Below are 25,926 nucleotides of genomic sequence, written 5' to 3'. Positions count from 1 at the left end.
CTGTCTTATTCATAATAATTGCTATCAATTTTCAGTTTCAATTTTTCAAATTTAAACAATACTCTTTCAACAAACCATAAAATCCATCCAGCAAATTTATTCTTTTTTATCCGAGTAATTTGTTCCAAATCAAACGAGTGCCTATCATAATCTATCAATATATTAGCTGGGATATATTCTTTTAATACGCGCCTGCGTTCTAGCTTTTCTAATTTAGTATGAGTATTACTAATTCCATTCATATCAAAAACAGTAACATCTATATTACAATAAATGGCAGATTCATTGTATATACCTATAGTAATTAAGTAGAATTTCCAATCAGAAACTATTTGAAGATTTTGATCATATAATCCATATTTATTGAATAAGTTCCGCTTAATGTAAGCTGATGAGTGATTTATAGTCCCTCTATAAAAGGTTAACATGGTAGGCTTTTGGCCGTCAAAATTTTTATCTCTATATTGCTTACCATTCGATAATTTCTTAATCATATTCCCATATAGTATGCCACAATCTGATAAATTTACAAGCATTTTTTGAGTTACATCATTACTTTTTAACAGATCTCCAGAATTTAAAAATTGGCAATATTCTCCTTTAGCTCGTAGAATACCTTTATTCATAGCGTGGTAAATTCCATGATCAGGCTCACTTAACCAATAAGTTATCCTATTTTCATATTTCTTAATTATATTTACACTTCCATCTGTTGATCCTCCGTCAATTATAATATATTCAAAATCATCAGATGTCTGATTAATCACGCTCTTTATGGTTTTCTCTAAACCATGAAAATTATTTAAGTTTATAGTAATAATTGAAAGTCTCAAAATCCAATATTATTAATAAAACAATTCATATAATATCAGAACAATAAAAACCACTAAGCCCGAAAGAAAAAACCATCAACCTGTAATAATTCGCCGGTTTCGTGATGATGGTGACCATTATCTAACATCATTAATTTAAATCCATGCTCTCGAAGAATTTCTACCATTTCATGCATCAGAGTCTCTCCTTGGTAAAGATGAATTAGCGACAACTCCATTTGAAATCCGCTGATCTTATTTAGTGATTTTAAGCACCCGTCAAAAACCTTTTTTTCATACCCTTGTGTATCTATTTTGACATATAATTGACTATTTTGTATTAAATACTGTTCGATAAATGCATCAACAGTTTGGAGTGTAACATTGATTTTATGTGAATAGGTCGATTGGGGAGCACTATCCAAATGTGATGGAAGCATCTCTAAAATTGAACTACTATAGGAGTTTTTGGCTACATTGATTTGGGTTTCTCCAATAGTATCACCGACCGCCATATGGACCGCTGTCCAGCCGGGGTCTCGATCAGCTTTACGTTTCAACTCCTGAAAAGCATCAGGTAGTGGTTCAAAAGAAACTACGCGGCCTCTATATCCATTCTTCCTTAATTTTTGTACAAACTGCCCTACATTAGCACCTATATCAAATACTAAATTAATTTCATATTTATTCAGTAGTTTGAGATGTTGTTTTTCAATAGAATCTATCGGTATTCGCTTGATATCAAACCCATATTTTTGCACTATTTTTCGGAGTAAGGTTTTCATTTCTTTATTAAAAATAAAATTATAAGGCCATCAAAAGTTAAAAAAATTAATTATGTTTCCAAAATATAATATATTTATAATAGCAATTCTAATTCACCTTTAGTTTAAAGATAATATTTATTCTAATCTATACGAAAAATATTTCACACATTTTTCTGCTTTTCAGTAATCAATTCGATCGGTCTCATTAGGTAATCCAAATAATGTTTTCCAAATTTTTCAGGATCTAATTCATTTTTGTATAGAGAAAATATCATTTTATTGTTAAAAACAAACGTTTGAGATGAATCTAGTACTTTACAAAATTCTTCTACACTGTTTATTAGTAAACCAAAATTATATTTGTTATTGAGTTCTTGGTATATTTTTGCATATGTTACAATGGTTGGTATTCCCTGACTTATATAGGAAGCAAATTTCCCGGAAGCCAATCCTATTTCCTCTATATTTCGGCCTGTATATGGTGAAGATTTATCAGAAATATAGAATGCCAAACCATAGTTTGCACATTTCATAAAGTTAAGATAGTCATCATAATCAGGAAATGAATCATCGTGCAGAATAAGCGGATAACCTTCTTTCTGTAGTCTAATTAATTCTGCATGAAGTTCATTAGTAGCAGACAGTTTATGTTTACTGTGTATTAATAATTTATATTTATTTGGTAATCCTTTTTTCAAGGCATTTATTAATAGTTCTGCACCACTCCATTTTGCAACGCTACCACTGTGTAATAAAACTATTTCGTCTTCTACAATACCTAGTTTAGAACGATATTCAGTTGTTACAGACTTTGATGTCTGATTTATTATTGGCGCAACAGGAATGTAAAATACATTAACTCTATCGCTCTCTATTTTATTTTCTAAGAATAACAATTTCGCTCGTACTTCATCTTGAACAATTAGTGTATTTACAAGCCTGGAATAGTATATTTCTTTATTTTTTATTTCACCAAAATATTTTAACCCTACTAATTCTCTGTTGAAAAGTATTTCAAAAGACATATAATGAAGTTCTATATTATTTAAACTTTTTTTCAACCTTCCACCTACAATTATACCATCGGGATCAATAGCTATTATCTTACTTATTTTATTAGTTTGGCAGTATATGATTAAGCTTGCATATTCTATTAAAATTGGAATCCATTTCCAGAACTTCTTGGGCCAAGTTACGCTAAAGTTAAATTTCTTATAAAAAAATCCTTTATACTCTGACGGCAATATCTCTTTCTGCTCTGGTATTAACAAAGTCACAGTTACTTCTTCCCTTTTTTTTAACTCTCCAAGAAGATAAGCTAGCGTAGGGTTGGTAAAATAATATGGGTGAGGATAAATAAAGAGTAGGTGCATTTGAAAAATTACTACCTATAAATTGTATCAGTTACTAAAAACATATGCAACACTCAGCTCAATTAAGTGATAATAAGGCATTAATGACTGCGTATACATTTTCATTTGTTAAGCCTAAACCACTAGGGATATAAAATCCATTTCGAGCCAATAGTTCAGCTACAGGATACGTTTCGTTTTTAAACAAGCCCATCTTCATAAAAACAGGTTGTTCATGCATACACCAAAAAAATGGTCTAGTACCTATACCATTTTTACTAAGATTGGCCACCCAATTTTCTTTATGCGTTTCGGTTTTCGCTACAATTCCAAATACCCAATAGATATTTGCTGCATAAGAAGTGGATTCAATAGGAAGTCTACAGTTTTCAAGCATGGTTAGCCCTTGCATGTACAGTAGTCCAATTTCTCGTTTCCGTCGAATATGTTCATCAATTTTCTCTAATTGCGCAAGTCCTAATGCAGCCTGTAGATTAGTCATGCGGTAGTTCCATCCCATTTCATAATGTACGAAACGAGGTTTATCAGGCTCGAAAGCCAGATTTCTTAGCTTTTTGCATCGTTCCGCTAGTTTATCGTCATTCGACAATATCATCCCACCCTCACCGGTAGTGATAATCTTGTTTGGGTAGAAGCTAAATGTGCTCAAGTGTCCAAATGAACCTATTGACTGACCCTTATAATCTTGGCCGTGCATTTCCGCTCCGTCTTCGATAAGAAAAAGATTGTATTTTTCACATAGAGCTATAACTGGGTCCATATCAACTGGCAATCCATATATATGTACCACAACTATGGCTTTAGTCTTGTATGTGATTTTTTCCTCAATTTGATGGACATCTATATTCCATGTGAATGGATCACTATCTATTAACACTGGAGTGGCACCGGCTCGAACGACAGAAAAAGCTGGAGAGACTATAGTAAAGGTTGGCATAATCACTTCATCCCCAACACCAATATCAAGTGCTTGAATAGCAATGTCAAGAGCACCTGAACCGTTAGCGACTGCAATTCCATGTCGCATTCCAATATAACTTGCAAACTCAGTTTCAAACTTACTTACAAAAGGCCCTTCAGAGGATATCCATCCAGTTTTAATACATTCTCGAAGATATTTTTCTTCGTTGCCTGACAACAATGGCGTATTAACTGGGATCATCAGGCTGATTTTTTTCTTAGTACGAAGCATGCCCCCCAAGTGCTGATTGAAAGAGGAAGTCCTGTTACAAATTCTTCAGCTCGCAACAACTCAAAACCAGTATGAAGCGCGAGTAATTCAATTTCAGGGATCGAGAAATGTCGCATGGGATGTGTTTCTAAGATGGTTTTTGTTTCATCCGTGGCTTTGTTCCTTAGATGAACTTCGTAATTCACATCCACAACGTTTCGGTTGACATGCATCGTCGACTCTGCTATTCTAGTTATATGCACGTCGTCATCCTCAAGCCTCTTGATACGCGTCTCAGGCTTCAGTGTTAAAACAGCGGGCGTGTACCACACATCGAAAATAAATAAACCGCCTTCAACAAGATGTAACGCCGTTAATTGAAAAGTGCGAATTAAAGAAGAATTATCTGTTAAGTAACTTAGGACATGAAATAGTGAGACTGAAACATCGAATGAACGCTCAAGAGCAAAGTCAGTTATATCAGCCCGTATTACTTTGAAGTTGGCCATTTTCTTTTGACGCGATACTTCAATCATTTCCTGGCTTCTCTCTATGCCGACTACTACATAGCCTGCCGAACAAAAGTATTCAGCGTGTGCCCCACTGCCAGAACCCAACTCCAAAATCGAAGAAGCTGTATGTTGAAATTTATGGAGCAATCCAATAACATAATTAGCTTCTTTCCGATAATCTTTATCCTTGTAAAGAAGATCATAGTATTTGCTATACGTGTTGAAATTGACATTGGTCATTGAACTCATAAATAATAAATTCTTGAAGAGTATTTATACCCGAATGTAATCCCAGTCTTTGATAGGTTCGAAAAGCTGATGACGTTCCTTGTTCCGTGGGTGTTTGAGGATTGAATCTACGGTTACAGTCGGAAAGACGTCTTCAGCCAGTCCTTCTTTTATATAAATTGTATTGAACCCATAAAGATTTGAGCCAACTAGTCTATATCCTTTTTTGCGAGCGAGTTTCTCCAGGGCTGTCGGACCAGCCCCAAAATACTGCGGATGCCGGGCAGGAGGGTAGACGTAATCAGGATCATAGGCTACAGTAATAGGCTCCTTACCGAATTCGACATGTGTTTCGACCATCACTACTTTGGGGTCAACAGCTTTAATGGCATCCCAAATCCAGTAATCATTTCCATCAATGTCTATATTGAGAAACTCAATTTCTCCAGTTACACTGTTTCGTTCAAGTATGTCATTTACATTTTCAGTCTTTATGAACTCGCAGCAGAATTTAGGCGGATACAACCAAGTATCGGGGTGTTTGGCATAGAAGCTTTTACCTCGGTCAATTTGTTCACCATCGCCATCAACGAATAGTCCTTCCCAACCCCAATTGAGAGCCAGGTTAGCACAATTACTATTGATACCATCAGCCGCTCCCAAATCAACGAAACGTCTGTTGCCCATTCCAAGAATTGAGAATATATATAGCAAAAGGCCATCTTCTTCTAATTGTGAAAAAATTCGCATTCCGGTATGCTCGAGCTTCGGCAAGGGATGACCCGCTTCATAGTCCGTACGCCATTTATTATAAAGACTAACTTGAAGGGCTTTTAGCGACGGGTTGGTTTTGGCTAGTAATTCATGATCTATTCTATTACTCCCTCCCGGAAACATTACCTGGCCAAGTTTGACGAGTATTTTTTTTATCATATAGATGATTTTTGATATTTCGAAATTAGCCTATCTAACCATAACATTCTGAAATTCAACTGGATCAAATCTGACTTTATCCCGTTCTCCTACATAAGGCCCCTGCTTCACCTCTATGATCTCACTTGCCTCCATCATTTCAAATCCATGCCCTCCAGCGGCCAGTAAAATGATATCTCCGTCTTCGAGTATCCGGCTTTCTACATACGTTTGAGCGTCATCATAAAAATCTACACGTACCATACCGGATTTGATGAAAAGAACTTCCTGGGTTAGTATCACCTCCCTGGGAATGATATTATGCCGGTGCGGAGGAATCACATAGCCCTTGCACCGATTCATATAACCAAGCTGTTGAGAGAATTTATCATTAGTGAAAAATTCAATTCCTTCCCGCTTGAAGGTACTCCGGATAATAATGGCAAGTTCTGATTCACCATGTAAAATGCGTTCAATCATAAATAGTAGGAAGTTCATAGTTCAGATAATTCTCCTGAAGTACCCAATCTCTTACCTCTGGTCGGGTATCAAACGCTTTTTTGTGAAACTCATAACCCTTCATCTCTTCAGCATTAAGTTCAGATATTAGATCAGGTTCTGGCCTATTAAAACTGAAATTGATTTTTCTATACAATTCTCTACAGTTTCTCTTAAAGCTTGAAATAAGACTCGGTTTTCTTATTTTACTGTTTAGGCTAGGTAACTTATACTTGTATTTTTCCTCTCTCTCTTTAGAAAAGGAATTACAAACACCTTGAAAAAAGGCACGCTTTTTAATGTATTCAGGAGTGAGTCTAGTCTGTGGAACTTCGTGTAGCAGTTTTACCCTAGGATGATAAAAGGCTAAAATTCCTTGCTCTTTTGCTTTGCGGGTTAATCCAGTTTCTCCATCTCCTTGAAATATTTGTAAGTCATCCGGCATACTGTCAGGATGAAATCCACCTAGTTTGAAAAATGCATCTCGACGAATTGTAAAATTTAGCCCCCAAACAAAATCTGGGTCGATTATTCGGGGCTCACCCCCAAAATCGAGAAGGCTAAACCAACCGCAATATTTTCCCATTTCATTGCTACGCCATAAATTTGATACCCAGTAGGGTGGGGGAATCTCATACAGTGGAAGACAAGGACCAGTCAGTAGACTTATACCTGGCTGTGAACGCATAACCTCGATAATGGCTGAAAGCCAAGTTTGACAGACTTGTACATCATCGTCAATAAAGGTAAATGTTTCTCCTCGAGCCTCTTGAGCTCCCCTATGCCTACCAGTCAGTAAACCGGGAACTGGATCGTAAAAGTATCGGACATCGAGTCGATTATTTTCTTCTATAAAGGTTTTTACTACGCGTTCTGTTTCGTTGGTTGACCCATTATCAATTACTATAATTTCAAACAAAGTACGATCTTCAGGAAGCTGACTTAGCGAGTAAAGTGTTCGTTGAAGCTGACAACTTCGATTCAGCGTAGGGATGATAACAGATACAATCATCGATCAGAATCAGCAATATAATTCTGGTCTCGCAACCAGATTTCACATTCAGACATACCCTGCTTTACAGACTTTCGTGGCGTGTAATTTAGTAGATTTTTCAGACGTGAAAGATCTATGCGTCCAGTGGAACTATAAGCTTTTAGATCCCAATCTGTTATTTCAGGATACCGACGTTCTATAGATTTAAGGGCCATTTTCACCAGTTTACGTGGTGCCTTTATGATGAGTCGAGTTGGCTGCCTGGCATGAGGCTCAAGCTTATTAGAGATAGTGGTGAGTATGTCACGGGTTTGTGCTAAGAAATACTTCAACGCATAGGCCGACTTACTCCATACATTGTGTTTTGAGTTCACAGATATAGCCTTACCAAGTGGGAACTCAACCATATTAGCATAATACTCATAAAACTGCCTCCAAGTTAGATCCTCTCCATCAGTGATCAGAAAACTTTTGTTTATAGCTTTTGGATGCTGCCCAGCCAAAATAGCCACATCGACGACATTATCTACATGAACTGCATTGCAATTCCCTTTTCCTTCGTCGACCAATACAAAATTCTTTGCCTGCATTTGTCGAATAAAATCAATGGTATAATATTGGGAATTTGGCCCCCAAACATACGTTGGACGCAAAATGACACCCTGAATACCAAAGTCAGATGTTTTCTCCCAAAACATCTTTTCAGCTGCAATCTTGGAATCTGCGTAAGCGTCATCAGTTTGCTTCTGGGGGGCATCTTCGTTCATCCCCTCAACAATAACAGGTCCATGCACTACAGCACTACTGAAATACACTACGCGATCAACACCTTGCCGGTGGGCGGCTTCCAGTACGGCCTTAGTCCCCTCAACGTTTATCTTCATAGCTTCAGCCATCGAACCGCCAAGACCAACGCAATGAAAAACAATTGAGCATCCGTACATAGCAGCAATCAAATCGCTGACAGAGTTTATGGAACCTTTGATTAGTGTAACAGGAAAGCGGCTTACCCAAGTTGCTTTTGCCCAATTATTCACTAATACATGGACTTCAGCCCCTTCCTCGAAAGCAAGACGTTCTACCAGACGACTACCTATAAACCCAGTACCACCTGTAACTAATACCTTTATCCCTTGGTATCTTTTCATTAATCAAATTAAAAAGTCAATCCTGGCAAAGGAAGTAGGGCAGGTAAAGGATTACTTCTTTTCTTACGATAGCATTCTTCTATGACTTGAACACTATTTATTGCTTCAGTTAGTGAGCAGCGAGGGTCACGATTTTGCCGAACAGCTTCAATGAAGTCGGATAATTGAACTGTGGCAATATCATTCCAATTAGAGGCCTCATCAGGGTAACGTTCGCTAACCGATATGATTTGCCCGTCAAGAACGAAGTTGGCAAAATCAAAAATTCCGAATTGGGCCTTATGGCTATTACCCATCACCGTGATAGTATTGGGTAGATAGCAAGTGCGACTTATACGAAAGAAAGCCTTTGCAGAAGAAGGAAATGAAAGATATAGCCGGGCATTACTTTCCAGCCCATCAAGCGAATCATCCTGATAAGTAATATTAGCAGGTAGCCCAAGACACCACAAGATGAAATCAAGCGAATGAATGCCTCCATCAAGCATTACTCCCCCAGATGTAATTTCTCTGCGGAAATTATAGCCCGTCACTGACGACCAAGTTGTAGGATCGCCTTCAAGAATTTCTATTTCAGGTGCATTGCCAAAAAAACCATTGTTAATAAGTCTTTTAATTTCCTGGCGGTTAGGTAGGAACCGATAAGTATGACATACGCCAGCAGTAATTCTAAGCTCCGAGCAACGTACAATAGTTTGGGAAACTGAACTAGCGCTAAAAGCTATTGGTTTTTCGCAGAGAAATGGAATAGAATTCTCTACTAAAGATCGCATCAACTCAATATGTGTATGAGGAGGTGTAGCGATAATAGCAAAGTTAATATCCTTTGGTCGCTGATTGATTCCCTCAATCACAATAATACCGGGAAACAAGAAAACAAGCTTTTTCCTCTGAGTGTCGGAGGATTCAGCGACAATAACATTTTCAATTCCAAATAGTTTTAAAGCAGCAGGAATATGAAACATTTCAGAGACTAAGCCACCACCAATAATTATTATTTTCATTTAATTATAGTAGCTAAAACTCAGATTTTCAATGTTAGTAGGAGACCGAAACTTCTTTCTAAAGCAAATAATGTTTATCAACTTTTACTAAATAAATACTAGGAAATAGATTACCTATCCAATTCAACCGTTGGCTGAATATTAATAGAATGATTTCGCCTAAGCGAGAACCTAAGCCTCTACAATAACAATTCTATTTATTCAATCAATTTCATCTTAATCTATTCTTAATTCCAGTAAAAAAGTAGCATAATATTTCTTTAGGATTATTTTTAAACACATCCATAAATGCAAAAAATGCATCTTCCGTCTGACTATTCTTTAAACTGTATTTAAAGATATTTAAGTAATGCTTAGCAATAATTTCTTTTATTCTTTTTTCATACCTGTACTCAAGATATTCATTAATGCACTTATACATTTTAATTCTACTTCTTTGAATTTTCAGATAACCATACCAAGTGAATGAATGACTACCTATTCTATTTCTATAGACGCTTGTGCTTGTATTAAAAAACTTTGTTTTTCCATATTTCGAATTAATCAAATAAAGTGGAAAATCTGTTATAACATCATCATCATAGAACCAATCAGGATATTTCTCTATTAAATGGTTTCTAAATAAATAAGTAGAAACATGACCAGCAGATAAGTCAATGTTATCCTTATTAAAATCATCATGGAAAAGTAAATCTAAGCTATCTGCCTCATCCCAAACTAATGTTTTAGCAATTTTGGTTTCCTTTGTTTCATCATTTAAAACAATAGAGTTTGTCAAACTCGCCACAAAATCAGTATTTGATTCTAAAAAATCCACTTGCATCTGAAGCTTATTTTCATCTATCCAATAATCATCGCCATCACAAATTGCAATATATTTACCTTGAGCAGCCACTATAGACCGAATATAATTAGACATCATTCCCAAATTTTGTTCAGTCTTAAATAACGTAATTTTATCCGGCCATCTTTGGATATAAGATTCAACTATTGCAACAGTATTATCTACACTACAATCATCACATATTATAATTTCAAATTCAAAGTTTGTTCTTTGCATTAACCAATTATCAATAGCTTCTGATATATATTTTTCCAAATTATATGTTGTTGAGCAGATGCTTACCAAGGGAGTTTTAGCCATAACAATCCTATTTCCTTAAAATTCTTCTTTTAACCAAGTCTAATAATCTAAAAACATAATAAATCGAAAGATAAATAATTGAATAACAAATCTCTTTTTTTTCCTTTTTTAAAAATGAAATCCTTAAAGCTAATTCTTTTAACTTAACAAATGAGTATTTTCCCAAAGCTAACCTAAAAAGTTTTTGATCAAAGTCAGCCTCAAATTCTACATCCTTATAATATGAGCTAAAACCAGATTCTGAGTATGCAGCAATAATCACATTAATAAATAAGTTTTTATGTTTATCGCTAAATAGCCAATTAAGATTAATATCATGATCCGCAAAAACTTTATATTTAATGTTATATAAACCAAAATCATCAAAAATGCTTCTTTTATAAAAAATCGCTTGATGACAAATTGTTACTGTCTGCATCTTTTCAAAAGTAAACTCTCCATCATAAATAGTATTTGACGGCAACATTAAAACATTTCCATATAGTACATCTAATTTATTATATAAACTTATTAAATCATATATGTATTTTAAAATATTTTCTTTATATAATAAATCGTCACTTCCTAAAAAATACAGCCATTCTCCTTTCGAACGAACAATACCTTTGTTCATGGCATCGTAGATACCCTCATCATGTTCTGAAAATATTCTAATTCGATTATCATAATAACTTTGAGCAATCGACAAAGTATTATCAGATGAAACAGCATCCATAATCAAAATTTCAAAATTTTCAAAGTTTTGATTCAATACACTTTCCAAACAAAAAGAAATAACTTCAGCACTATTATTAGTTGGAATTATTACGCTAAAAAAAGGTTTCAAAATAAATATTTATTATAAAATTAAAGAATTAGTTAAATTCTCGTATACTAATTAGTGTTGCACTTTGATTATGTCCGATTTTTCTATTGCAAGCTTCGTAAATTAAAAATACTTTATTTTTCTTTTTACAACATTTACACGAAAAGATCGATCAAAAACTAATAAATCGATAACTTTAGATAAATCAGTTCTATTAGAAGATAAACAACGTCATTTCATTTGCAAATTATCATTCAATCGAAATAATTTATTATATTAGCCTTTAGCATATTTATCAACAAAATCATTTATTTTGAAAAACATTGCCTCCAAATCTTTTAAAACACCCTCATCAGAATCCCACCATTTTATTTGCATCAGTTTTTCAATTGTATCATTTTCAAACCTAAACTTAAGTACTTGGATTGGTACCCCTACAGCAATAGCATATGGGGGTATATCTTTTGATACAACAGCTCCAGCTCCTATAATTGCGCCATCACCTATAGTAACTCCATCTAAAATTGTAACATTAGCACCAATAAATACATCATTCCCAATGCTTATCCTCTTGCGTTCAATTATCTTATCAAACAATGATAGCGTTATACCATTCTGTTTGCATGTTGAATAAAACATTGGTGCTGTACTGATTCCACTTATAGGGTGAATACCCCAACCACAAACTAAATTAGGACCGATAGAACAGAATTTTCCAATAATAGTTTCTGAAATAATTGAATTTTCCGCTATATATGAATATGATCCTATTACAGCATTATCAATTTTATAGGGTTTATATAATTTTACATTATCTCCTAATTTTGAACTAGTAAAACTTACTCTTAATTGATCAAAATATACGTTTTCATCCAAAAATATATTCAATTTTTTTTGAAATAGAACATTCGTCTCAGGTAACAACTTAGTCAGTATAAATTTACATAATAAGTATACTTTCAATTTAATATATTTTAACATATTTATAATACGATAAAAAATACAAATAAATCTACTTTTTACATCCTAAAAATACTATTCTATTTTCCTCAATTTTTCTCATTTCTATTAATTGAAAATATTGTTGAAATTTTTCATTAAACCATTCTAAATTATACCATTGCGGAGGTTTGGGCCCTTGCTTAGTATGAATAGACCAAAGGCCTAATGGCATAAATTCGACGACTACGTATTTATTCGAGAACATCTTGAGTCGCTCAAATATTACTTCTATTGAATACTCCTGTGTCAATATTAGATGATGAGTCACAGCTAAAGCCAGAACTATATCTGACCTATATCTTTTAGCGGTATCTTCTATATTCAGAGTGAATATAAAATTCAACAATGCGATTGATACTCTTCCTTCAGTATTTAATTCTTTAAAATTACTATACGCACTATCTATTGCAAGTGCGTCATAATCAATTAAGACAATATTTTTAATTGATGTTTTTAAATAAATTAATTTCGACATAATACCTTCATTACCAGCTATATCAATAATTGAATCAATCTCATCTTTACTACACAAATCGTTTATTAAATTAATAATTTGCTCAAACCTTGATGGAATAACTGTATTTTCTTTAAGACCATAGTTTTGTTCGTGATAACCTGACCACTCAGTATTTTTACATTTTATGGTTGAGTTTAATATTGTGTTTTTTATCCATTCTTTTGAGTGTAATTCACAAGACAATTTGACTAGTTTTAATTTTCCACCAAAGATTATATTCTCGATCTTATTTATTGCCCTACATATAATTCCTAATGTATGCAAATTTATAGACACATTTTTAAATACTACACTGCCAATCCTTAAATTATATTTGTATGGTTTTTTTTTGATTAATTTACATAAACTAGAAGAATAATATGTTTGGAATGGTGCAGTTTGTAATCTATAAAAATTACTTTCAACAAGCTTCCTGAAAATATAAAATTCATTTTGTAAATAAAATTGTATTGGAAGATAAAATACTCCAATAAACTCATCTAACGCAACCCAATTGCCATCTTGTATTTGCGTAATACTACCAATATCAACATAAACAGGCTCAAGTCCCCTAAATAGTATATTAAAAGTATGTGCATCTTTTAATTCATATCCATGCTTATTACATATATCATTGATATCTAATACTAATATTGCAGCAGCTTTAAATATCTCGAAAGACCATTCATGTTGAGGTATTTCTCTTAATTTTTCATGTTCAAGTATAAGATTAAAATCATCTAATTCAAAGTTTGAAATTTTTGTTTTAGGTATTAATCCTTTTTCTGTTAATACAGTAAATAAATCAGACTTAAGTAAATCAATACAATATTTTTCTCTTTTTGGATTTATAGCTCTGTAAACTTTGTTTTTAAAAAAGAAAACACGACCAAAATCATCAACCATTGATTTAGTAGAATAATTTACGGCTTCCATATATTTAATTTATTTTCCACTGTTGTTTTGTAAGGAAAGCGCCCTTTCCTCTTGGTAATCTACCAAATAAGAAAAACTGGCCCTCACTCACATTAAATATTAATGCATGTTGCACATGATCTGCAATTTCACCGTTCACATAGGCAGCAATATTCAAATAATATGTACCTGGTGGTAAAGAGATATCTCCTGTTAAAGACACTCTAATTTTTGCCTCCTTTTCAAATTTTGTGGTAAACCCTTCAATAATTTCAGATTCCAAAAATGTTAGACATTCTTGTCTATCAGAATTAATACTTATAAGAAAATTTCCAACAAAGCTATTATGCATCGATATATAATGTATTTCAAAAATTATAGGCGTACCGACATATATATCTGATCCATTATGTGTATTACAAATCTTTAATCCTACAAATTTCAATTCTCTTGTACCAGCTCTATCTTGCCTCTCTACTATTGGAATATTTAAGGGTTTATTTGTAGAGTAATTCATATATTCATCTACAACTTCATTTATTCCTTTCTTAATCCCTTCTATTTTTCCATTTCTTATTGTTAATCCGCTTGTGCATAAATTCCTCAAAGCCGCCATATTGTGACTCACAAATAATACAGTCCTTCCTTGGTTACGACTTACATCCTGCATCTTTCTGATTGCTTTCTTTTGAAACTCTATATCGCCTACCGCCAACACTTCATCAACAATTAGAATTTCAGGATTAAGATGGGCGGCAACTGCAAATCCTAATCGTACAGTCATTCCGCTTGAATAGCGTTTTACAGGTGTATCAATATAGCGTTCGCATCCTGAGAAGTTTATAATTTCATCAAGCTTTGAATTAATTTCTCGCTTGGTCATTCCTAAAATGGCGCCATTCAAGAAGATATTTTCTCGTCCTGTCAAATCAGGGTGAAACCCAGTGCCTACCTCCAATAGACTCCCGATTCGTCCATTGAAGTCTATTCGCCCGGTGGTTGGCCCCGTTACTTTAGACAGGATTTTGAGTAATGTCGATTTACCAGCTCCGTTATTACCAATAATACCTAAAACTTCACCTGGCATTACTTCGAAATTGATGTCTTTAAGTGCCCAAACGTATTCGCTACTGCCTTTACTACTCCGGTCGTTGGTTTCGCCAATTTTTTGGTAAGGATCTTCCTTCCCCCTGACGCGATGCCACCATCGCTGAACATCCTCCCGCATGGTTCCGGTACCTATTGTACCAAGACGGTATTGCTTGGACAGATTCTCAACTTTTATGATCGGTTTCATGCGTTCAATTCAGCGACCGGCTCAAACCGTATCCATAAAGTTTTTCTCCGTTCTGTTGAAGATCATCAATCCAACCAAAAACACGATGATTGTAAATCCGGCTGAATAGCCAAGCAATCCCCAGGAAAACGTACCTATGCCTAAAAATCCATATTTAAAAGTCTCGATAACGCCCGTCATGGGATTGATCAACATGATGAACTTGTATTTCTCCGGAACCGCCGACAATGGGAGAATAACCGGTGTCGCATACATTAACAGTTGTACCCCAAACTCGACTAAATATTGCAGATCGCGGTAACGGGTGGTCATGGCAGAAACGAGCATCCCAAGCCCAAGCCCCATAAAGCCCATGATGACGATCAGCAGCGGCAATAAGAGTAGTGTGCTGTTTGGGTGCAAATCATAACCTGTAAAGGCAAAAAAGATGAACATCACCAGGAACAAGAGCATCCCGATTCCGAACTGAATCAGATTGCTGATGACGACTGATAAGGGCGTAACTGCTCGCGGAAAATAGACTTTTCCGAACAAGCCGGCATTCGCTGTAAAGGTGTTTGAAGTGGCTCGCAAACAGTTGGCAAAGTAGTTCCAGGCTGTGACGCCCGCCAGATAAAACAAAATGGGTGGTGCCCCATCGGTCGATAATCCGGCCATTCCGCCAAAGACGATAGCCATAACCGCCGTCTGGAAAATGGGTTGAATAAAAAACCAGATTGGCCCCAGAATCGTCTGTTTGTATTTCGCCACAAAATCACGGCGGACAAACAGCATCAGCAGGTCGCGATACCGCCAGATTTCGGCTAACCGCAAGTCGAACAAGCTGTTCTGCGGGGTAATCGAGTGGGCGTACGTCTCTTTTTCCTGATCGACGATCGCTTCGTCTTCTACTTCAATCATTGCAATGCCTGCTGCTGTCTGTATACATTGGCTGTTTGGTAACTATACCGCAATCTTATTCTGTCGGTTATTGGCCAACGGATGATAATCCCCGCTAAGTGGGCTCAGGCTGGCATTCCGGATATAATGAACAATTTCTATGGATGGCGAAGCCTCACTGAGCGAAAATCCGTTTCCCGCCAGAATTTGTTCGTAGCTCTTCGTGTGCAGATCCGTAAAACCGTCGCTAAATTCGATTTCTTCCCCTTCGATTTGCAGCGAGCGGTAGGTCCGTTTGGACGTAAGTCTGATCGCTTCCGGGAGTGATTCATCATCCGTACTCAAGAACCACCGTACGCGAGCGCGTTCCAGTTCCAGGTAACCGGCGGCTTTGTTATCCTCGTGGACGTGTACGGTATTTTGTTTTACTTTCCCGAAGATCCAGGTAAGCATATCAAAAAAATGAACGCCAATATTGGTGGCAATCCCCCCGGATTTACTCTTATCCCCTTTCCAACTGGTGTTGTACCATTTCCCCCGGCAGGTAATATACGCTAAATCAAGATCGTAGATTTTACCCGATGTGTCCTTATCCATCCGGTTTTTTAAGGCAATAATGGTGGGATGTAGCCGGAGTTGGAGAATATTATATACTTTCTTTCCGGTTTCTTTTTCCATTTCAGCGATGGCGCCGATGTTCCATGGATTCAACACGAGCGGTTTTTCGCAAATGACATCGGCACCGCTTCGTAGCCCAAACCGAATGTGGGCGTCATGGAGGTAATTGGGGCTGCAAATACTGACGTAGTCGATGGGTGTCTTGCCTCCGCGCCGTAATTTGTCGACATGTCGATCGAAGCGCTCGAATTCCGTGAAGAAATCAGCCTGGGGAAAGAAACTGTCGATGATGCCTACGGAATCGAATTTATCGAAAGCGGTGACGACGGCATGACCGGTTTCTTTGATGGCTTTGAAGTGGCGTGGTGCGATAAATCCGGCAGCACCAATCAGGGCAAATCGTTTCATGGGAGACAGAAATACACGTTTTTCATTCGGTAATCGACAGGGCACCATTTTTCAGTTGATAAAACACCCCACTTTCCGGACAGGTTGCGATCCCATCTGCATCGAAAACCAGTCGATGCCCGTATTCACTGATCCAGCCCAACTGTTTTGCCGGGTTACCAATGACCAGGGCGTAAGGCGGTACGGATTTGGTGACCACGGCACCGGCGCCAATAAAGGCATATTCACCAATGTCATTTCCGCACACAATCGTCGCGTTGGCCCCGATACTGGCTCCTTTGCCAACGTGCGTCTTTTCGTACTGTGCACGTCGGTTAATGGCACTCCGCGGGTTGGAGACATTCGTAAACACCATGGAAGGACCCAGAAACACATCGTCGGCGCAGGTAACGCCCGTATAAATCGACACGTTGTTTTGTACTTTTACGTTATTGCCCAATACCACCTTTGGTGAAACCACCACGTTTTGGCCGATATTACAGCTTTTGCCGATGATGCAGCCGGGCATAATATGAGAGAAATGCCAGATGGTAGTCCCCTCGCCAATTTCACAACCTTCGTCGACAACGGCGGTCGGATGGATAAAAACGGATTCCACGGTTTAAGCGAAATAGTCGATCACCGATTCAGCAATGTAGGCCACCTGCACATCCGACAACTCCGTATGCATCGGCAACGAAATAACCCGCTGACACAGATCCTGCGTCACTTTCAAATTACCGACTACCCTTCCGATTCCCTGATAAGCCTTCTGGTTGTTCAGTGGCATCGGATAATAGATCATACTGGGTATTTTTTTCTGACTCAGGTAGGCTTTCAAATCGTCCCGGCGGTCGGCCGGGACTTTCAACGTATACTGGTGAAAAACATGCGTCGATTGGCTGGCCCGGTACGGAATTTCAATAGCATCGCAAGTTTCCAACACTTCATCATATAAGTCTGCCACGCGCTGACGGTTACGTGTATACGTCGTCAACTGTTTTAGTTTCTCGATTAAAATGGCTGCCTGAATAGAATCTAATCTGGAATTCACCCCAATCGTCTCATGAGAATACTTCCGGGACTGACCATGGTTGGCAATCATTTTTACTTTCTCGGCTAATCGCTCGGAATTAGTGAAAACCGCCCCGCCGTCACCAAAGCAACCCAGGTTCTTGGAAGGGAAGAACGAGGTTGTCCCCAAATCGCCCAGCGCACCGGCGGTTTTTACGCGTCCATCCCGAAAAGTGTAGGTCGCTCCAATGGCCTGGGCAGCATCCTCGATAACGGCAATATCCTGATCGTTGCACAATTGCAGAATCCCCTCCATATCAGCGCACTGGCCAAATAAATGCACCGGAACCACCAGTCGGGTCTTGGGGGTAATTGCTTCAGCCACCAGGTTCTGATCGATGGTAAACGTCCGCGGGTCGACATCAATGATGACCGGTTTTAGACCGAGCAAGGCAACTACTTCGGCAGTGGCCACGTAGGTAAACGCCGGCACGATCACTTCATCGTTTGGTTTTAAGTCCAGCGCCATCATGGCCAGTTGCAGTGCATCGGTTCCGTTCGCGCAGGAAACCACATACGGGATGTTCAGATTCTTGGCCAGTTGTTGTTCAAACGATGCTACCTGGGGTCCTTTGATGAAAGCAGTTGAATCGATACAATCCTGAATTGCAGTATCGATCGCAGCTTTACTTTTCAGGTATTGATTTCGTAAATCAACCATTTGAATAGTCCCCAGATCGTCGGTTTGCATGGCGAAGGCGTCAGGTATTCCGGTTAAAAAAGCTATTTGCTACGTACTTTTTTAACAATAATGTTGGTCAGTATCCGCCTGAGATATAGCAGATCCGTCTGAAATGGGGCTTTTGCATACGCCTGCAAATAATTTACTTCCGACTGAACGATCTCCGTGAAAGTAACCGGCATATCGGCGTAAAAAGGCGGTAATAAACCGGGTTTATATTTTTTCCTGATGACTTGGGCGTGTTCGGGATACAAGCTAAAATAATGCTCACTAATGGGGCGGACACCAATTAATTTAATATCGCCTTTTAACAAATTATATAGCATTGGCAATTCGTCGATCCAGTATTTGCGGAGTACTCGCCCGCCCGTACTGACCCTGAAATCGTTTTTGAATTTCCCCCCCGCTTCCAGCCCATTTTTTCGGTGTAAATAGTCCTGTACGTATTCAGCGTAGGGATGCATTGAACGAAATTTATAAACGGTGATTCCTTTCCCGTTTTCACCCAGACGTTTCATCTTAAAAAGAAACCCTTCATTGGGTTCAGGATTTGAAATACTGGGATTAGAAACGCTACTAGGCTGCGTAATAATGACCGTTTCGTAGTCGGTCTCTACCAAATCGATGATATTGAAACCTTTATAAATAAGCCTACCCATTATCTCGGCTTTAGAAACGTCGATAGGTATTGTCAGTAACCGGCAAATTTTTCGACATCCTTTGAGCTTAGGCAGAACCCTTCTGGATAAAAAGTGAAATGGGTAATAAATATTGAATATGCTGGAAGAAAACCGCTCCTGAATTTTGAACTTAATATTTTCCGCCGTGACTATTCTAAAAGCGAAGTAACCATCGGGCGATAAGGATTGGCGAATTCTTTCGAAAATCAGATTAGGATTATCCGATTTTAAGAGGATCTCATCAAGGTACAAATTATCAACTTTCCGATGAGATGTATTTTTTATGATCTCTTCTAGTTGTACACAGGTCCAGTTAGGCTTATTGGCAAAATTCAATAAATAATCAGGTATTTTCTTTTGTAAAAATCCGTTACCGGATGAGATCGAATTTATTGGATCGAATTTCTCTTTCGGAAAATCCGACTCTAGTGAGCGCTCACCCTTTAAGGTAAACAGACTGTAAAACATTTTATAGGTAGGACAGGGAAACTGTAGGTAAACAGAAATGCACTTGTAATATTAAAACTTCCACTTGGCACCCTGAATTCCCATTAAGGGAGGACGACTAGTGTCAATAGTTATGGATCTTATGGATCACATTAATCCTTCGTTATAAATCGATTGAACCAGCTTTTCTGGGTTGTTTTTTCAGCATAATATCCCCCTTTTCCATAGCCATAGCCATACCCGTATCCGTATCCATAGCCATAATCAGAGGAGTTTTTGTAATTGACTGCATTAAAAATCACATTGAGGGATTTAAATACTTTCTTCTTATTCAGGTCATTTATCGTATTCAGATAGAGCTTGGGTGTTTTCTCATGACGTACTAAATAAAAACAAACGTCCGTATAAGCTGACAGGAGCGTAGCATCAGTTACTAGACCAACTGGGGGAGTATCGATTAAAATATAGTCAAAAGATTGTCTCAGAATTTCGATCAGTTTTATAATCCGGCCATTGGCTATCAACTCGGAGGGATTAGGAGGTATGGGTCCACTAGGGATCAAATAAACGTTTTCAATTAAGGTACTATGAATTACCTCTTCAATCTCGGCTTTCCCGATCAGGTAATTCGACATACCCACCTTGTTACTAATATGTAGATATTCTTGTATTTTGGGTTTCCGCAAATCCAGACCAATAATAACTACTTTTTTGTCCAGAAAAGCCAAAGAAGCCGCGAAGTTAAGTGCGATGAAACTCTTCCCTTCTCCGCTTGTAGATGATGTTATCAGAATCGTATTCCCGACGCCCTCCTTGGTATCTAAAAATAGATATTGCATGTTAGAACGAAGCATCCGAATCTGTTCACTAACAAAACTACGGCTTTTTATATCAATGATTTCTCCTTTTTCTTCTTTTGGTTTAATGCCTACTTCGCCAAAAACTTCCAAGCCGGTTCTCTTTTCAATTTCTTTTTTGGACTGAACCGTATTGGTCAGCATTTCTTTGATGGCAATAAGCCCAATCGGTATCGAGAGACCTAATAAAAAAGCAATTAAGTAAATATTATTTTTAACGGGCCTGATGGCTTCACCTGTTGCAAAGGGAGCATCGACCAGTCGGCTGTCAGTAACCGTAGACGCATATGATAAAGCCGTTTCTTCGCGCGTTCTTAACAACAATAAGTATAAATCTTCTTTGATATTTGCCTGTCTTTTAATACCTACAAATTCTCGTTCTTTCCGTGGAATGGTTGAAATTGCACCTTCAAACCGGTTATTTAATTCAATTAAACTGCGTTTCGTCACATTTAAACTAGCCCGTTGGTTATTTAGATTTTCACGAATCGCTTGTTTCACATTCCGCATCTGGCTATTAATAGTTTCCAGGTAGGGGTTGCCAGGCTGAACGGTTTGGGCCAGTTTACTCCGATCTATTTCCAATTGTGATAATTGCGCAATATAAGAAGTCAGGACTGGATCACTAACCCCCATCATCGTAGCCGGTGCCACAATACCTACCTGGGAGCTATTCAAATACTCGTCGATCCCATCCAGAACTTTTAACTGAATATCGAGTTCATTCAGTTTTGAATCATTTTCTTCGACTTTTCCCAAAAACAAATTTGCTTCCGAGCTTAAATCGCCGACACCCTTCGTTTTTCTAAATTGTTCTACATTTTGTTCAACCCCACCCAATTCTGCCGTAACCAGCTTCAGCCGTTCTTCAATAAAACGAAGCGTATTGGTAGCTTCCCGGTTTTTATCTTCTAAGGACGTAAAGGCATATTCGTCCAGTAATTTCATCAGGATATCTTTGCCTTTACCCGGCACCGCAGTTTCGAGGCCCAGAGAAATGAGTGTGCTCTTGGGGTTGAGAAGTGCGATCTGCAATCCACTGATTAAACCGTTTACCAACCCGTCGCGATCCTGAAAAACAACCTTTATCGGTGTAGTATATACGGTGTTGAGACTGTCCCGATCAGATACCCGAAATTTACCGTATTTGGATTTTACCAACTGATTATATTCAAACGTTCCTATTTTATTCTGCTCGTTGTCCAGCAGTTGGTATTTATTGCCGGACTCTACTTTAATGTATAGAGGATTGCCGTAGGCAAAAGCCGTTAATTCTGTCGTATTCAACACAATTGGGCTATCCGTATACAATTCATTATCCCGTGCTTTTGCTTCTTTCCAATAGGTTACAATCAGATTTAGGTCGTCTACGACTCGTCTAATCAATGCCCTTGATTTCAACACTTCGATTTCATTCTCTACGAGTTTACTCCGACCGCCCATGTCCAGTTTTTCGAGCACTTCGGCGTTCATTTTTTTCTCGTCCTTGATCAAAAGTGTGGCATTTACCTGATAAATCGGCGTGTATTGTTTCAGGTATACATAAGCAAAGGTAAAACTTAAGCCCAGAGCCAAAACAATCCAATACCAGTAACGCAGATATTTAAAGACGTAACCAAGAATATCAGTATCATCATCTTCTTCAAAAATCTGTTCAGCGCTGCTCATAGTCAAATTTTCAATAACCGAACGCAGGTAGACAATGTAACCGTTCCTGAAAGATTACCTTGTGCGATGGTCTCAAAATCGCGATATCAAATAAAATACCGATAGAAATGTCGTAAATAAACTCAAATAAATGGGTGCTCGCTGAACAAATAAACTGGTTGGTTGCGGTTGGGGTGGAAGCGTCTTATCCTTCGTAGGCTCCACATAAATAATGTCATCATGCTTGACGTAGAAATACGGAGAGGTGAAAACTTCGCGGTTGCGCAGGCTTACTTTCCCGATTTCCCGTTTCCCTTTCACCGACCGGATAACGGTAATGCTATCTCTTTTTCCATATACCGTCAAATCCCCGGCTGCTGTTATGGCTTCAATCAGGGTGGTCTGATCATTCAGTAAATTAAATGTACCGACGTTCCCTACTTCACCCAGAACCGTAAATTTGTGATTCATAAACCGAATGTTGACCGCCGGATCCTTGAGCGTTTTTTCAACTTCAAGCCTGATTCTTTCCTCAGCCTGTTGCAAGGTCAACCCTTCCAGCTTTTGCTTGCCAATGAGCGGCATGGACACATTTCCCAACGAATCTACGGGATAACCCAGCGGCTGATTGCCGGCTCCCGCAGCGCCCGGCGAAAAGGTGGCAAGTGGCAATGAGCTTACATTGTAGAAGTTGAGTATCTCATTGGATTCCTTATTTAAGCTACTCACGATAATGCCGAGAATATCCCCTTTCTGGATTTTAGATATCTGGGGAACAGCGGTTTCGATAGAAGCCGGGAAGGTTAAATCTTTACTCTGAAAATACTCGAATTGGGGCGGGGGCGGTTTAACACTTTTGCAGGATGATAATTGAAAGACAAGGAAACATCCAATGAGAATGACTTTTTCTATTTCTTTAATTGTGTTTAGAATACCTATACCCATTTAGTGTTAATTTTCAGAAAGTTACATTTAAGATGGGATGCAGGTCATAAAATTCGTTAATTTCCAAGGCTTCGCCCGTTCAGTCCCATTATAATAATTGGACGTAGAAAAAAAATGGAATACGACTGATACAAAGTCCTTTAAACTTCTTTAATGTGCGTTAAAAACCCGATATTTTAAATTTTTGAATTTACAATGTTGAACTTAGGAACTGGCATTCCAAGAATCATACTTAAGTATTTTTAACTAGCAAGCTTTAAATAATTTCACTAATTTAATGTATAACTTGCATCAACAGATTACTTCTAATCTAAAAATAAAAATGTTCTTTTTCACAAAACTAAAAAGATGGCTATTCTTTAGTTTTTAAAAAGTAAAAACCAAGTACTTTTTAATTCTATCATTCTAATCTACCAGCGAATTTAATGATAAAATTGGATAGTTTACAAAAACGTTCAATTTTTTTTTTAAAAAAACCCTACTTATGGACACCATCCGTCTTAATTGACCGCCTTGCTTTCAAGTATTATATGGAAAACTTTTTATCTACTTTCTAATTGAAAATAAATAAAAATGAATATATTATATGAAATTTTTATCTATTTTAACACATACAAGAATCTGTAACGCTTAATTGTTCAGCAGTTGAAATCCTTTTTTTTGAAAATCTACTCATTTTTTATGAAAAAAAATACTGTTATCAGACCATAATTTTTGAAAATGATTGTAGACTATTTTGTTGATCGAATTGTAGCGAAACGGCCAAATACAAGATTCCCTAAAGGAAAGGCGGATAGCTGATTATCTTAGTTAAGATGAAATTGCAAGACCATCACTGACCTACCTTTACTAAAGTATCATGAGATCTTCTATCTACTTTTCTCAAGATTCTTTTCCATATATTTACTTGTACAATATACACAAAATTTGATTTCCAACTTACTTGGATTCCTGAAGCACTCGCATCTATTTCCAGAAAATATACTAATTGGCTGACTGAAGGCTCTTATTCAACATGATGCAACTTGAAACCAAGAAATAGTTTGGAAATTTGTGGCAACCAAGAAACAAAAGCCAGCCCCGTAATGATTGCGCATGCGGCCAACTCGTTAAATTTCAACGCCGGAAATAAAACTCGTCGCCCGTCAGCGAAGTCGACTCCCAGGGAATCTGTTCGTTGTTTGTTTTCTGCATCACATCCGTGCGCACCAGCCGGAAAACGGACTCGATCGAGACATTGGGCTTCTGGATGTGCTGCAGTAAACTTTCGGTGTAGGTACCGTTTTTACCCGTTCCATCGGCGGCCGTACTGCCGGGCGCGGTGGCAAAGGCAATGAGCGTGCCGGTGGGGGCTTTGATCGACGCCGGTCCGCCCGAATTGCCGGCATCCCGTTGCTGGGCCGGTTTGACGAACGGATCGTTTCGGCAGGCATCCATCACCAGAATGTTGACGCGGGTGTTGGCAACTTCCATTTTATTCAGAATATGCTGCAAGCCAACGCATTCCGATTCGACATCACTCTGCTTCGTCACCTCCACCGGAACCAGGTAATTCAATCCGTTGCGCTGAACACCATGACCGGCATAATAGACCATCCCAACCGTGTAATTTTCCTTACTCAGCACCTCGCCAAACGTATTGATGGCACTGATGAGGGCAATCCGGTCGACATTTGTACATTTGATCACCCTGAATCCCAGGCTGGTCAACGAGCTGGCCATCGCGTCGGCATCGTTGACCGGATTGCCCAGCGCTGGCACGCCCGTGTAACCGCCGTTCCCGATCACCAAAGCCAGCCGTTTATCGACCGCCGACTTCGCAGCCGCAATCCGCTGGGCCATCTGGGGCGTCAGCGTAAATTCCAGTCGGCTCATGTTGCCCACCGCATCATACGCTTCCAGCAGAATGGGGTAGTCGCCCCGGTCGGTCAGTTGCACCACCGGCTGAAACGTCCCTTTTTCGTCGAGCGCAACCGACTGGCCGTTGAGTGTAAGCCGGTCTACTTTTGCGGGATCGGTGACCCGCCCGATGATGGTGACCTCGCCCGTTTTAGCCCTTGCCAACCGGGCCATGCCCCGGGCCGCTTCCGGCAGCGAAGGGCTAATCACATCAATTTGCGGGCCAACGGTATCCCGCACGGCCAGCACCGGTGCCGCCTGTTTTCCGGAAAAATGAAAGCCAATCTGCCGAAAAAACGCTTCGCGGTCGCGTTCATACGCCCCCCGGCCTTTGAAAAGAATCGTAACCGCCTGGGAAGCCGCCTGATCAATCGATTGAACACTGCAATGGGGAGCCCTGACAACGGCGACCGGCTCCGGCTGCCCGGGGTCGAAGGCTTCCAGTTTGACGATCACCCGCGGCACCGACGCATCCAGCGGGCATTTATCCGTCAGACAGCTCAACTCGATCCGCCACCCGGCCTCGCCAGCCTGCGAACCCGCCACCACCGAAAATTTTCGCTCGCGGAGCAATCCCTGCAAAACCGGCAGGACAGACGTCAGGTCGTGGGCACTTCCCGTCTTCACCACGACCGCTACCGGCGGTTCGGCCACGGCCCCAAAAACCGTGGCACACGCCAGCCAACTCCCCATCAGAACCGACAGCACACTCAATCGGAATCTCATCATCATC

Annotated in this window: 23 protein-coding genes; all 23 read right to left on the bottom strand. The window is 38.7% G+C overall.

Annotation, left to right across the window (positions count from 1 at the left end; translation table 11 throughout):
• Positions 1-5: 5 nt before the first annotated feature.
• Positions 6-833, bottom strand: coding sequence for a glycosyltransferase family 2 protein (locus ACS5NO_RS03670; protein WP_439413887.1), 828 nt, complete (start codon positions 831-833; stop codon positions 6-8).
• A gap of 53 nt (positions 834-886) precedes the next feature.
• Positions 887-1,597 (bottom strand): FkbM family methyltransferase, encoded by a 711-nt coding sequence (locus ACS5NO_RS03665; RefSeq protein ID WP_439413886.1) that lies wholly within the window; start codon positions 1,595-1,597, stop codon positions 887-889.
• Positions 1,598-1,740: 143 nt separating this feature from the next.
• Positions 1,741-2,952: a glycosyltransferase family protein gene (locus ACS5NO_RS03660; protein WP_439413885.1), complete on the bottom strand. Its 1,212-nt coding sequence runs from the start codon at positions 2,950-2,952 to the stop codon at positions 1,741-1,743.
• 58 nt (positions 2,953-3,010) lie between these two features.
• On the bottom strand, positions 3,011-4,144 hold the full coding sequence (locus ACS5NO_RS03655) for a DegT/DnrJ/EryC1/StrS family aminotransferase (RefSeq protein ID WP_439413884.1): 1,134 nt from the start codon (positions 4,142-4,144) through the stop codon (positions 3,011-3,013).
• The gene (locus ACS5NO_RS03650; RefSeq protein ID WP_439413883.1) at positions 4,114-4,884 is read right to left on the bottom strand and encodes a class I SAM-dependent DNA methyltransferase; all 771 of its coding nucleotides are present in this window, start codon (positions 4,882-4,884) and stop codon (positions 4,114-4,116) included. The genes ACS5NO_RS03655 and ACS5NO_RS03650 overlap by 31 nt, the downstream gene beginning before the upstream one ends.
• A gap of 24 nt (positions 4,885-4,908) precedes the next feature.
• Entirely contained in the window at positions 4,909-5,796 is an 888-nt protein-coding gene (locus ACS5NO_RS03645) for a hypothetical protein (protein WP_439413882.1), read from the bottom strand.
• Between the two features lie 30 nt (positions 5,797-5,826).
• A complete protein-coding gene (locus ACS5NO_RS03640) occupies positions 5,827-6,255 on the bottom strand; it encodes a cupin domain-containing protein (protein ID WP_439413881.1) in 429 nt (142 codons plus the stop codon).
• Entirely contained in the window at positions 6,248-7,285 is a 1,038-nt protein-coding gene (locus ACS5NO_RS03635) for a glycosyltransferase (protein ID WP_439413880.1), read from the bottom strand. Before ACS5NO_RS03635 ends, ACS5NO_RS03640 begins: the two co-directional genes overlap by 8 nt.
• On the bottom strand, positions 7,282-8,415 hold the full coding sequence (locus tag ACS5NO_RS03630) for an NAD-dependent epimerase/dehydratase family protein (protein ID WP_439413879.1): 1,134 nt from the start codon (positions 8,413-8,415) through the stop codon (positions 7,282-7,284). The genes ACS5NO_RS03635 and ACS5NO_RS03630 overlap by 4 nt, the downstream gene beginning before the upstream one ends.
• An 8-nt stretch (positions 8,416-8,423) precedes the next feature.
• Positions 8,424-9,419, bottom strand: a complete 996-nt coding sequence (locus ACS5NO_RS03625; protein WP_439413878.1) for a Gfo/Idh/MocA family protein — start codon at positions 9,417-9,419, stop codon at positions 8,424-8,426.
• A gap of 211 nt (positions 9,420-9,630) precedes the next feature.
• Positions 9,631-10,563 carry a glycosyltransferase gene (locus tag ACS5NO_RS03620; RefSeq protein ID WP_439413877.1) on the bottom strand — a complete coding sequence of 311 codons (933 nt, stop codon included), beginning with the start codon at positions 10,561-10,563 and terminating at the stop codon, positions 9,631-9,633.
• A 7-nt stretch (positions 10,564-10,570) separates the two neighbouring features.
• Positions 10,571-11,389 (bottom strand): glycosyltransferase family 2 protein, encoded by an 819-nt coding sequence (locus ACS5NO_RS03615; RefSeq protein WP_439413876.1) that lies wholly within the window; start codon positions 11,387-11,389, stop codon positions 10,571-10,573.
• Positions 11,390-11,644: 255 nt separating this feature from the next.
• Entirely contained in the window at positions 11,645-12,256 is a 612-nt protein-coding gene (locus ACS5NO_RS03610; protein WP_439413875.1) for a CatB-related O-acetyltransferase, read from the bottom strand.
• A gap of 124 nt (positions 12,257-12,380) precedes the next feature.
• Positions 12,381-13,802, bottom strand: coding sequence for a class I SAM-dependent methyltransferase (locus tag ACS5NO_RS03605; protein WP_439413874.1), 1,422 nt, complete (start codon positions 13,800-13,802; stop codon positions 12,381-12,383).
• A 4-nt stretch (positions 13,803-13,806) separates the two neighbouring features.
• Positions 13,807-15,078 (bottom strand): ABC transporter ATP-binding protein, encoded by a 1,272-nt coding sequence (locus ACS5NO_RS03600; RefSeq protein ID WP_439413873.1) that lies wholly within the window; start codon positions 15,076-15,078, stop codon positions 13,807-13,809.
• 21 nt (positions 15,079-15,099) lie between these two features.
• Positions 15,100-15,978: an ABC transporter permease gene (locus ACS5NO_RS03595; protein ID WP_439413872.1), complete on the bottom strand. Its 879-nt coding sequence runs from the start codon at positions 15,976-15,978 to the stop codon at positions 15,100-15,102.
• A gap of 42 nt (positions 15,979-16,020) precedes the next feature.
• Positions 16,021-16,983: a Gfo/Idh/MocA family oxidoreductase gene (locus ACS5NO_RS03590; RefSeq protein WP_439413871.1), complete on the bottom strand. Its 963-nt coding sequence runs from the start codon at positions 16,981-16,983 to the stop codon at positions 16,021-16,023.
• A gap of 22 nt (positions 16,984-17,005) precedes the next feature.
• The gene (locus tag ACS5NO_RS03585; protein WP_439413870.1) at positions 17,006-17,581 is read right to left on the bottom strand and encodes an acyltransferase; all 576 of its coding nucleotides are present in this window, start codon (positions 17,579-17,581) and stop codon (positions 17,006-17,008) included.
• Positions 17,582-17,584: 3 nt separating this feature from the next.
• Positions 17,585-18,727 (bottom strand): DegT/DnrJ/EryC1/StrS family aminotransferase, encoded by a 1,143-nt coding sequence (locus ACS5NO_RS03580; RefSeq protein WP_439413869.1) that lies wholly within the window; start codon positions 18,725-18,727, stop codon positions 17,585-17,587.
• Between the two features lie 32 nt (positions 18,728-18,759).
• Complete coding sequence (locus tag ACS5NO_RS03575) at positions 18,760-19,866, bottom strand: sugar transferase (RefSeq protein WP_439413868.1); 1,107 nt, start codon at positions 19,864-19,866, stop codon at positions 18,760-18,762.
• A 131-nt stretch (positions 19,867-19,997) separates the two neighbouring features.
• Positions 19,998-22,370 carry a GumC family protein gene (locus ACS5NO_RS03570; protein WP_439413867.1) on the bottom strand — a complete coding sequence of 791 codons (2,373 nt, stop codon included), beginning with the start codon at positions 22,368-22,370 and terminating at the stop codon, positions 19,998-20,000.
• 72 nt (positions 22,371-22,442) lie between these two features.
• Positions 22,443-23,294, bottom strand: coding sequence for a polysaccharide biosynthesis/export family protein (locus ACS5NO_RS03565; RefSeq protein ID WP_439413866.1), 852 nt, complete (start codon positions 23,292-23,294; stop codon positions 22,443-22,445).
• A gap of 1,116 nt (positions 23,295-24,410) precedes the next feature.
• Positions 24,411-25,925, bottom strand: a complete 1,515-nt coding sequence (locus tag ACS5NO_RS03560; protein ID WP_439413865.1) for a caspase family protein — start codon at positions 25,923-25,925, stop codon at positions 24,411-24,413.
• Position 25,926: the final 1 nt, after the last annotated feature.

Origin of the sequence: Larkinella fluvii, assembly GCF_051857545.1 — a bacterium.
GTDB lineage: Bacteria > Bacteroidota > Bacteroidia > Cytophagales > Spirosomataceae > Larkinella.
Note: the sequence above shows the minus strand (reverse complement) of the source record. Positions and strands in the feature narration are given on the sequence as shown.

Coding starts and splice junctions, on each gene's coding strand:
- ACS5NO_RS03665 (WP_439413886.1), bottom strand. CDS start 1,597: ATGAAAACCTTACTCCGAAAAATAGTGCAAAAATATGGGTTTGATATC.
- ACS5NO_RS03660 (WP_439413885.1), bottom strand. CDS start 2,952: ATGCACCTACTCTTTATTTATCCTCACCCATATTATTTTACCAACCCT.
- ACS5NO_RS03655 (WP_439413884.1), bottom strand. CDS start 4,144: ATGCTTCGTACTAAGAAAAAAATCAGCCTGATGATCCCAGTTAATACG.
- ACS5NO_RS03650 (WP_439413883.1), bottom strand. CDS start 4,884: ATGAGTTCAATGACCAATGTCAATTTCAACACGTATAGCAAATACTAT.
- ACS5NO_RS03645 (WP_439413882.1), bottom strand. CDS start 5,796: ATGATAAAAAAAATACTCGTCAAACTTGGCCAGGTAATGTTTCCGGGA.
- ACS5NO_RS03640 (WP_439413881.1), bottom strand. CDS start 6,255: ATGATTGAACGCATTTTACATGGTGAATCAGAACTTGCCATTATTATC.
- ACS5NO_RS03635 (WP_439413880.1), bottom strand. CDS start 7,285: ATGATTGTATCTGTTATCATCCCTACGCTGAATCGAAGTTGTCAGCTT.
- ACS5NO_RS03630 (WP_439413879.1), bottom strand. CDS start 8,415: ATGAAAAGATACCAAGGGATAAAGGTATTAGTTACAGGTGGTACTGGG.
- ACS5NO_RS03625 (WP_439413878.1), bottom strand. CDS start 9,419: ATGAAAATAATAATTATTGGTGGTGGCTTAGTCTCTGAAATGTTTCAT.
- ACS5NO_RS03620 (WP_439413877.1), bottom strand. CDS start 10,563: ATGGCTAAAACTCCCTTGGTAAGCATCTGCTCAACAACATATAATTTG.
- ACS5NO_RS03605 (WP_439413874.1), bottom strand. CDS start 13,802: ATGGAAGCCGTAAATTATTCTACTAAATCAATGGTTGATGATTTTGGT.
- ACS5NO_RS03600 (WP_439413873.1), bottom strand. CDS start 15,078: ATGAAACCGATCATAAAAGTTGAGAATCTGTCCAAGCAATACCGTCTT.
- ACS5NO_RS03595 (WP_439413872.1), bottom strand. CDS start 15,978: ATGATTGAAGTAGAAGACGAAGCGATCGTCGATCAGGAAAAAGAGACG.
- ACS5NO_RS03590 (WP_439413871.1), bottom strand. CDS start 16,983: ATGAAACGATTTGCCCTGATTGGTGCTGCCGGATTTATCGCACCACGC.
- ACS5NO_RS03580 (WP_439413869.1), bottom strand. CDS start 18,727: ATGCAAACCGACGATCTGGGGACTATTCAAATGGTTGATTTACGAAAT.
- ACS5NO_RS03575 (WP_439413868.1), bottom strand. CDS start 19,866: ATGTTTTACAGTCTGTTTACCTTAAAGGGTGAGCGCTCACTAGAGTCG.
- ACS5NO_RS03570 (WP_439413867.1), bottom strand. CDS start 22,370: ATGAGCAGCGCTGAACAGATTTTTGAAGAAGATGATGATACTGATATT.
- ACS5NO_RS03565 (WP_439413866.1), bottom strand. CDS start 23,294: ATGGGTATAGGTATTCTAAACACAATTAAAGAAATAGAAAAAGTCATT.
- ACS5NO_RS03560 (WP_439413865.1), bottom strand. CDS start 25,925: ATGATGATGAGATTCCGATTGAGTGTGCTGTCGGTTCTGATGGGGAGT.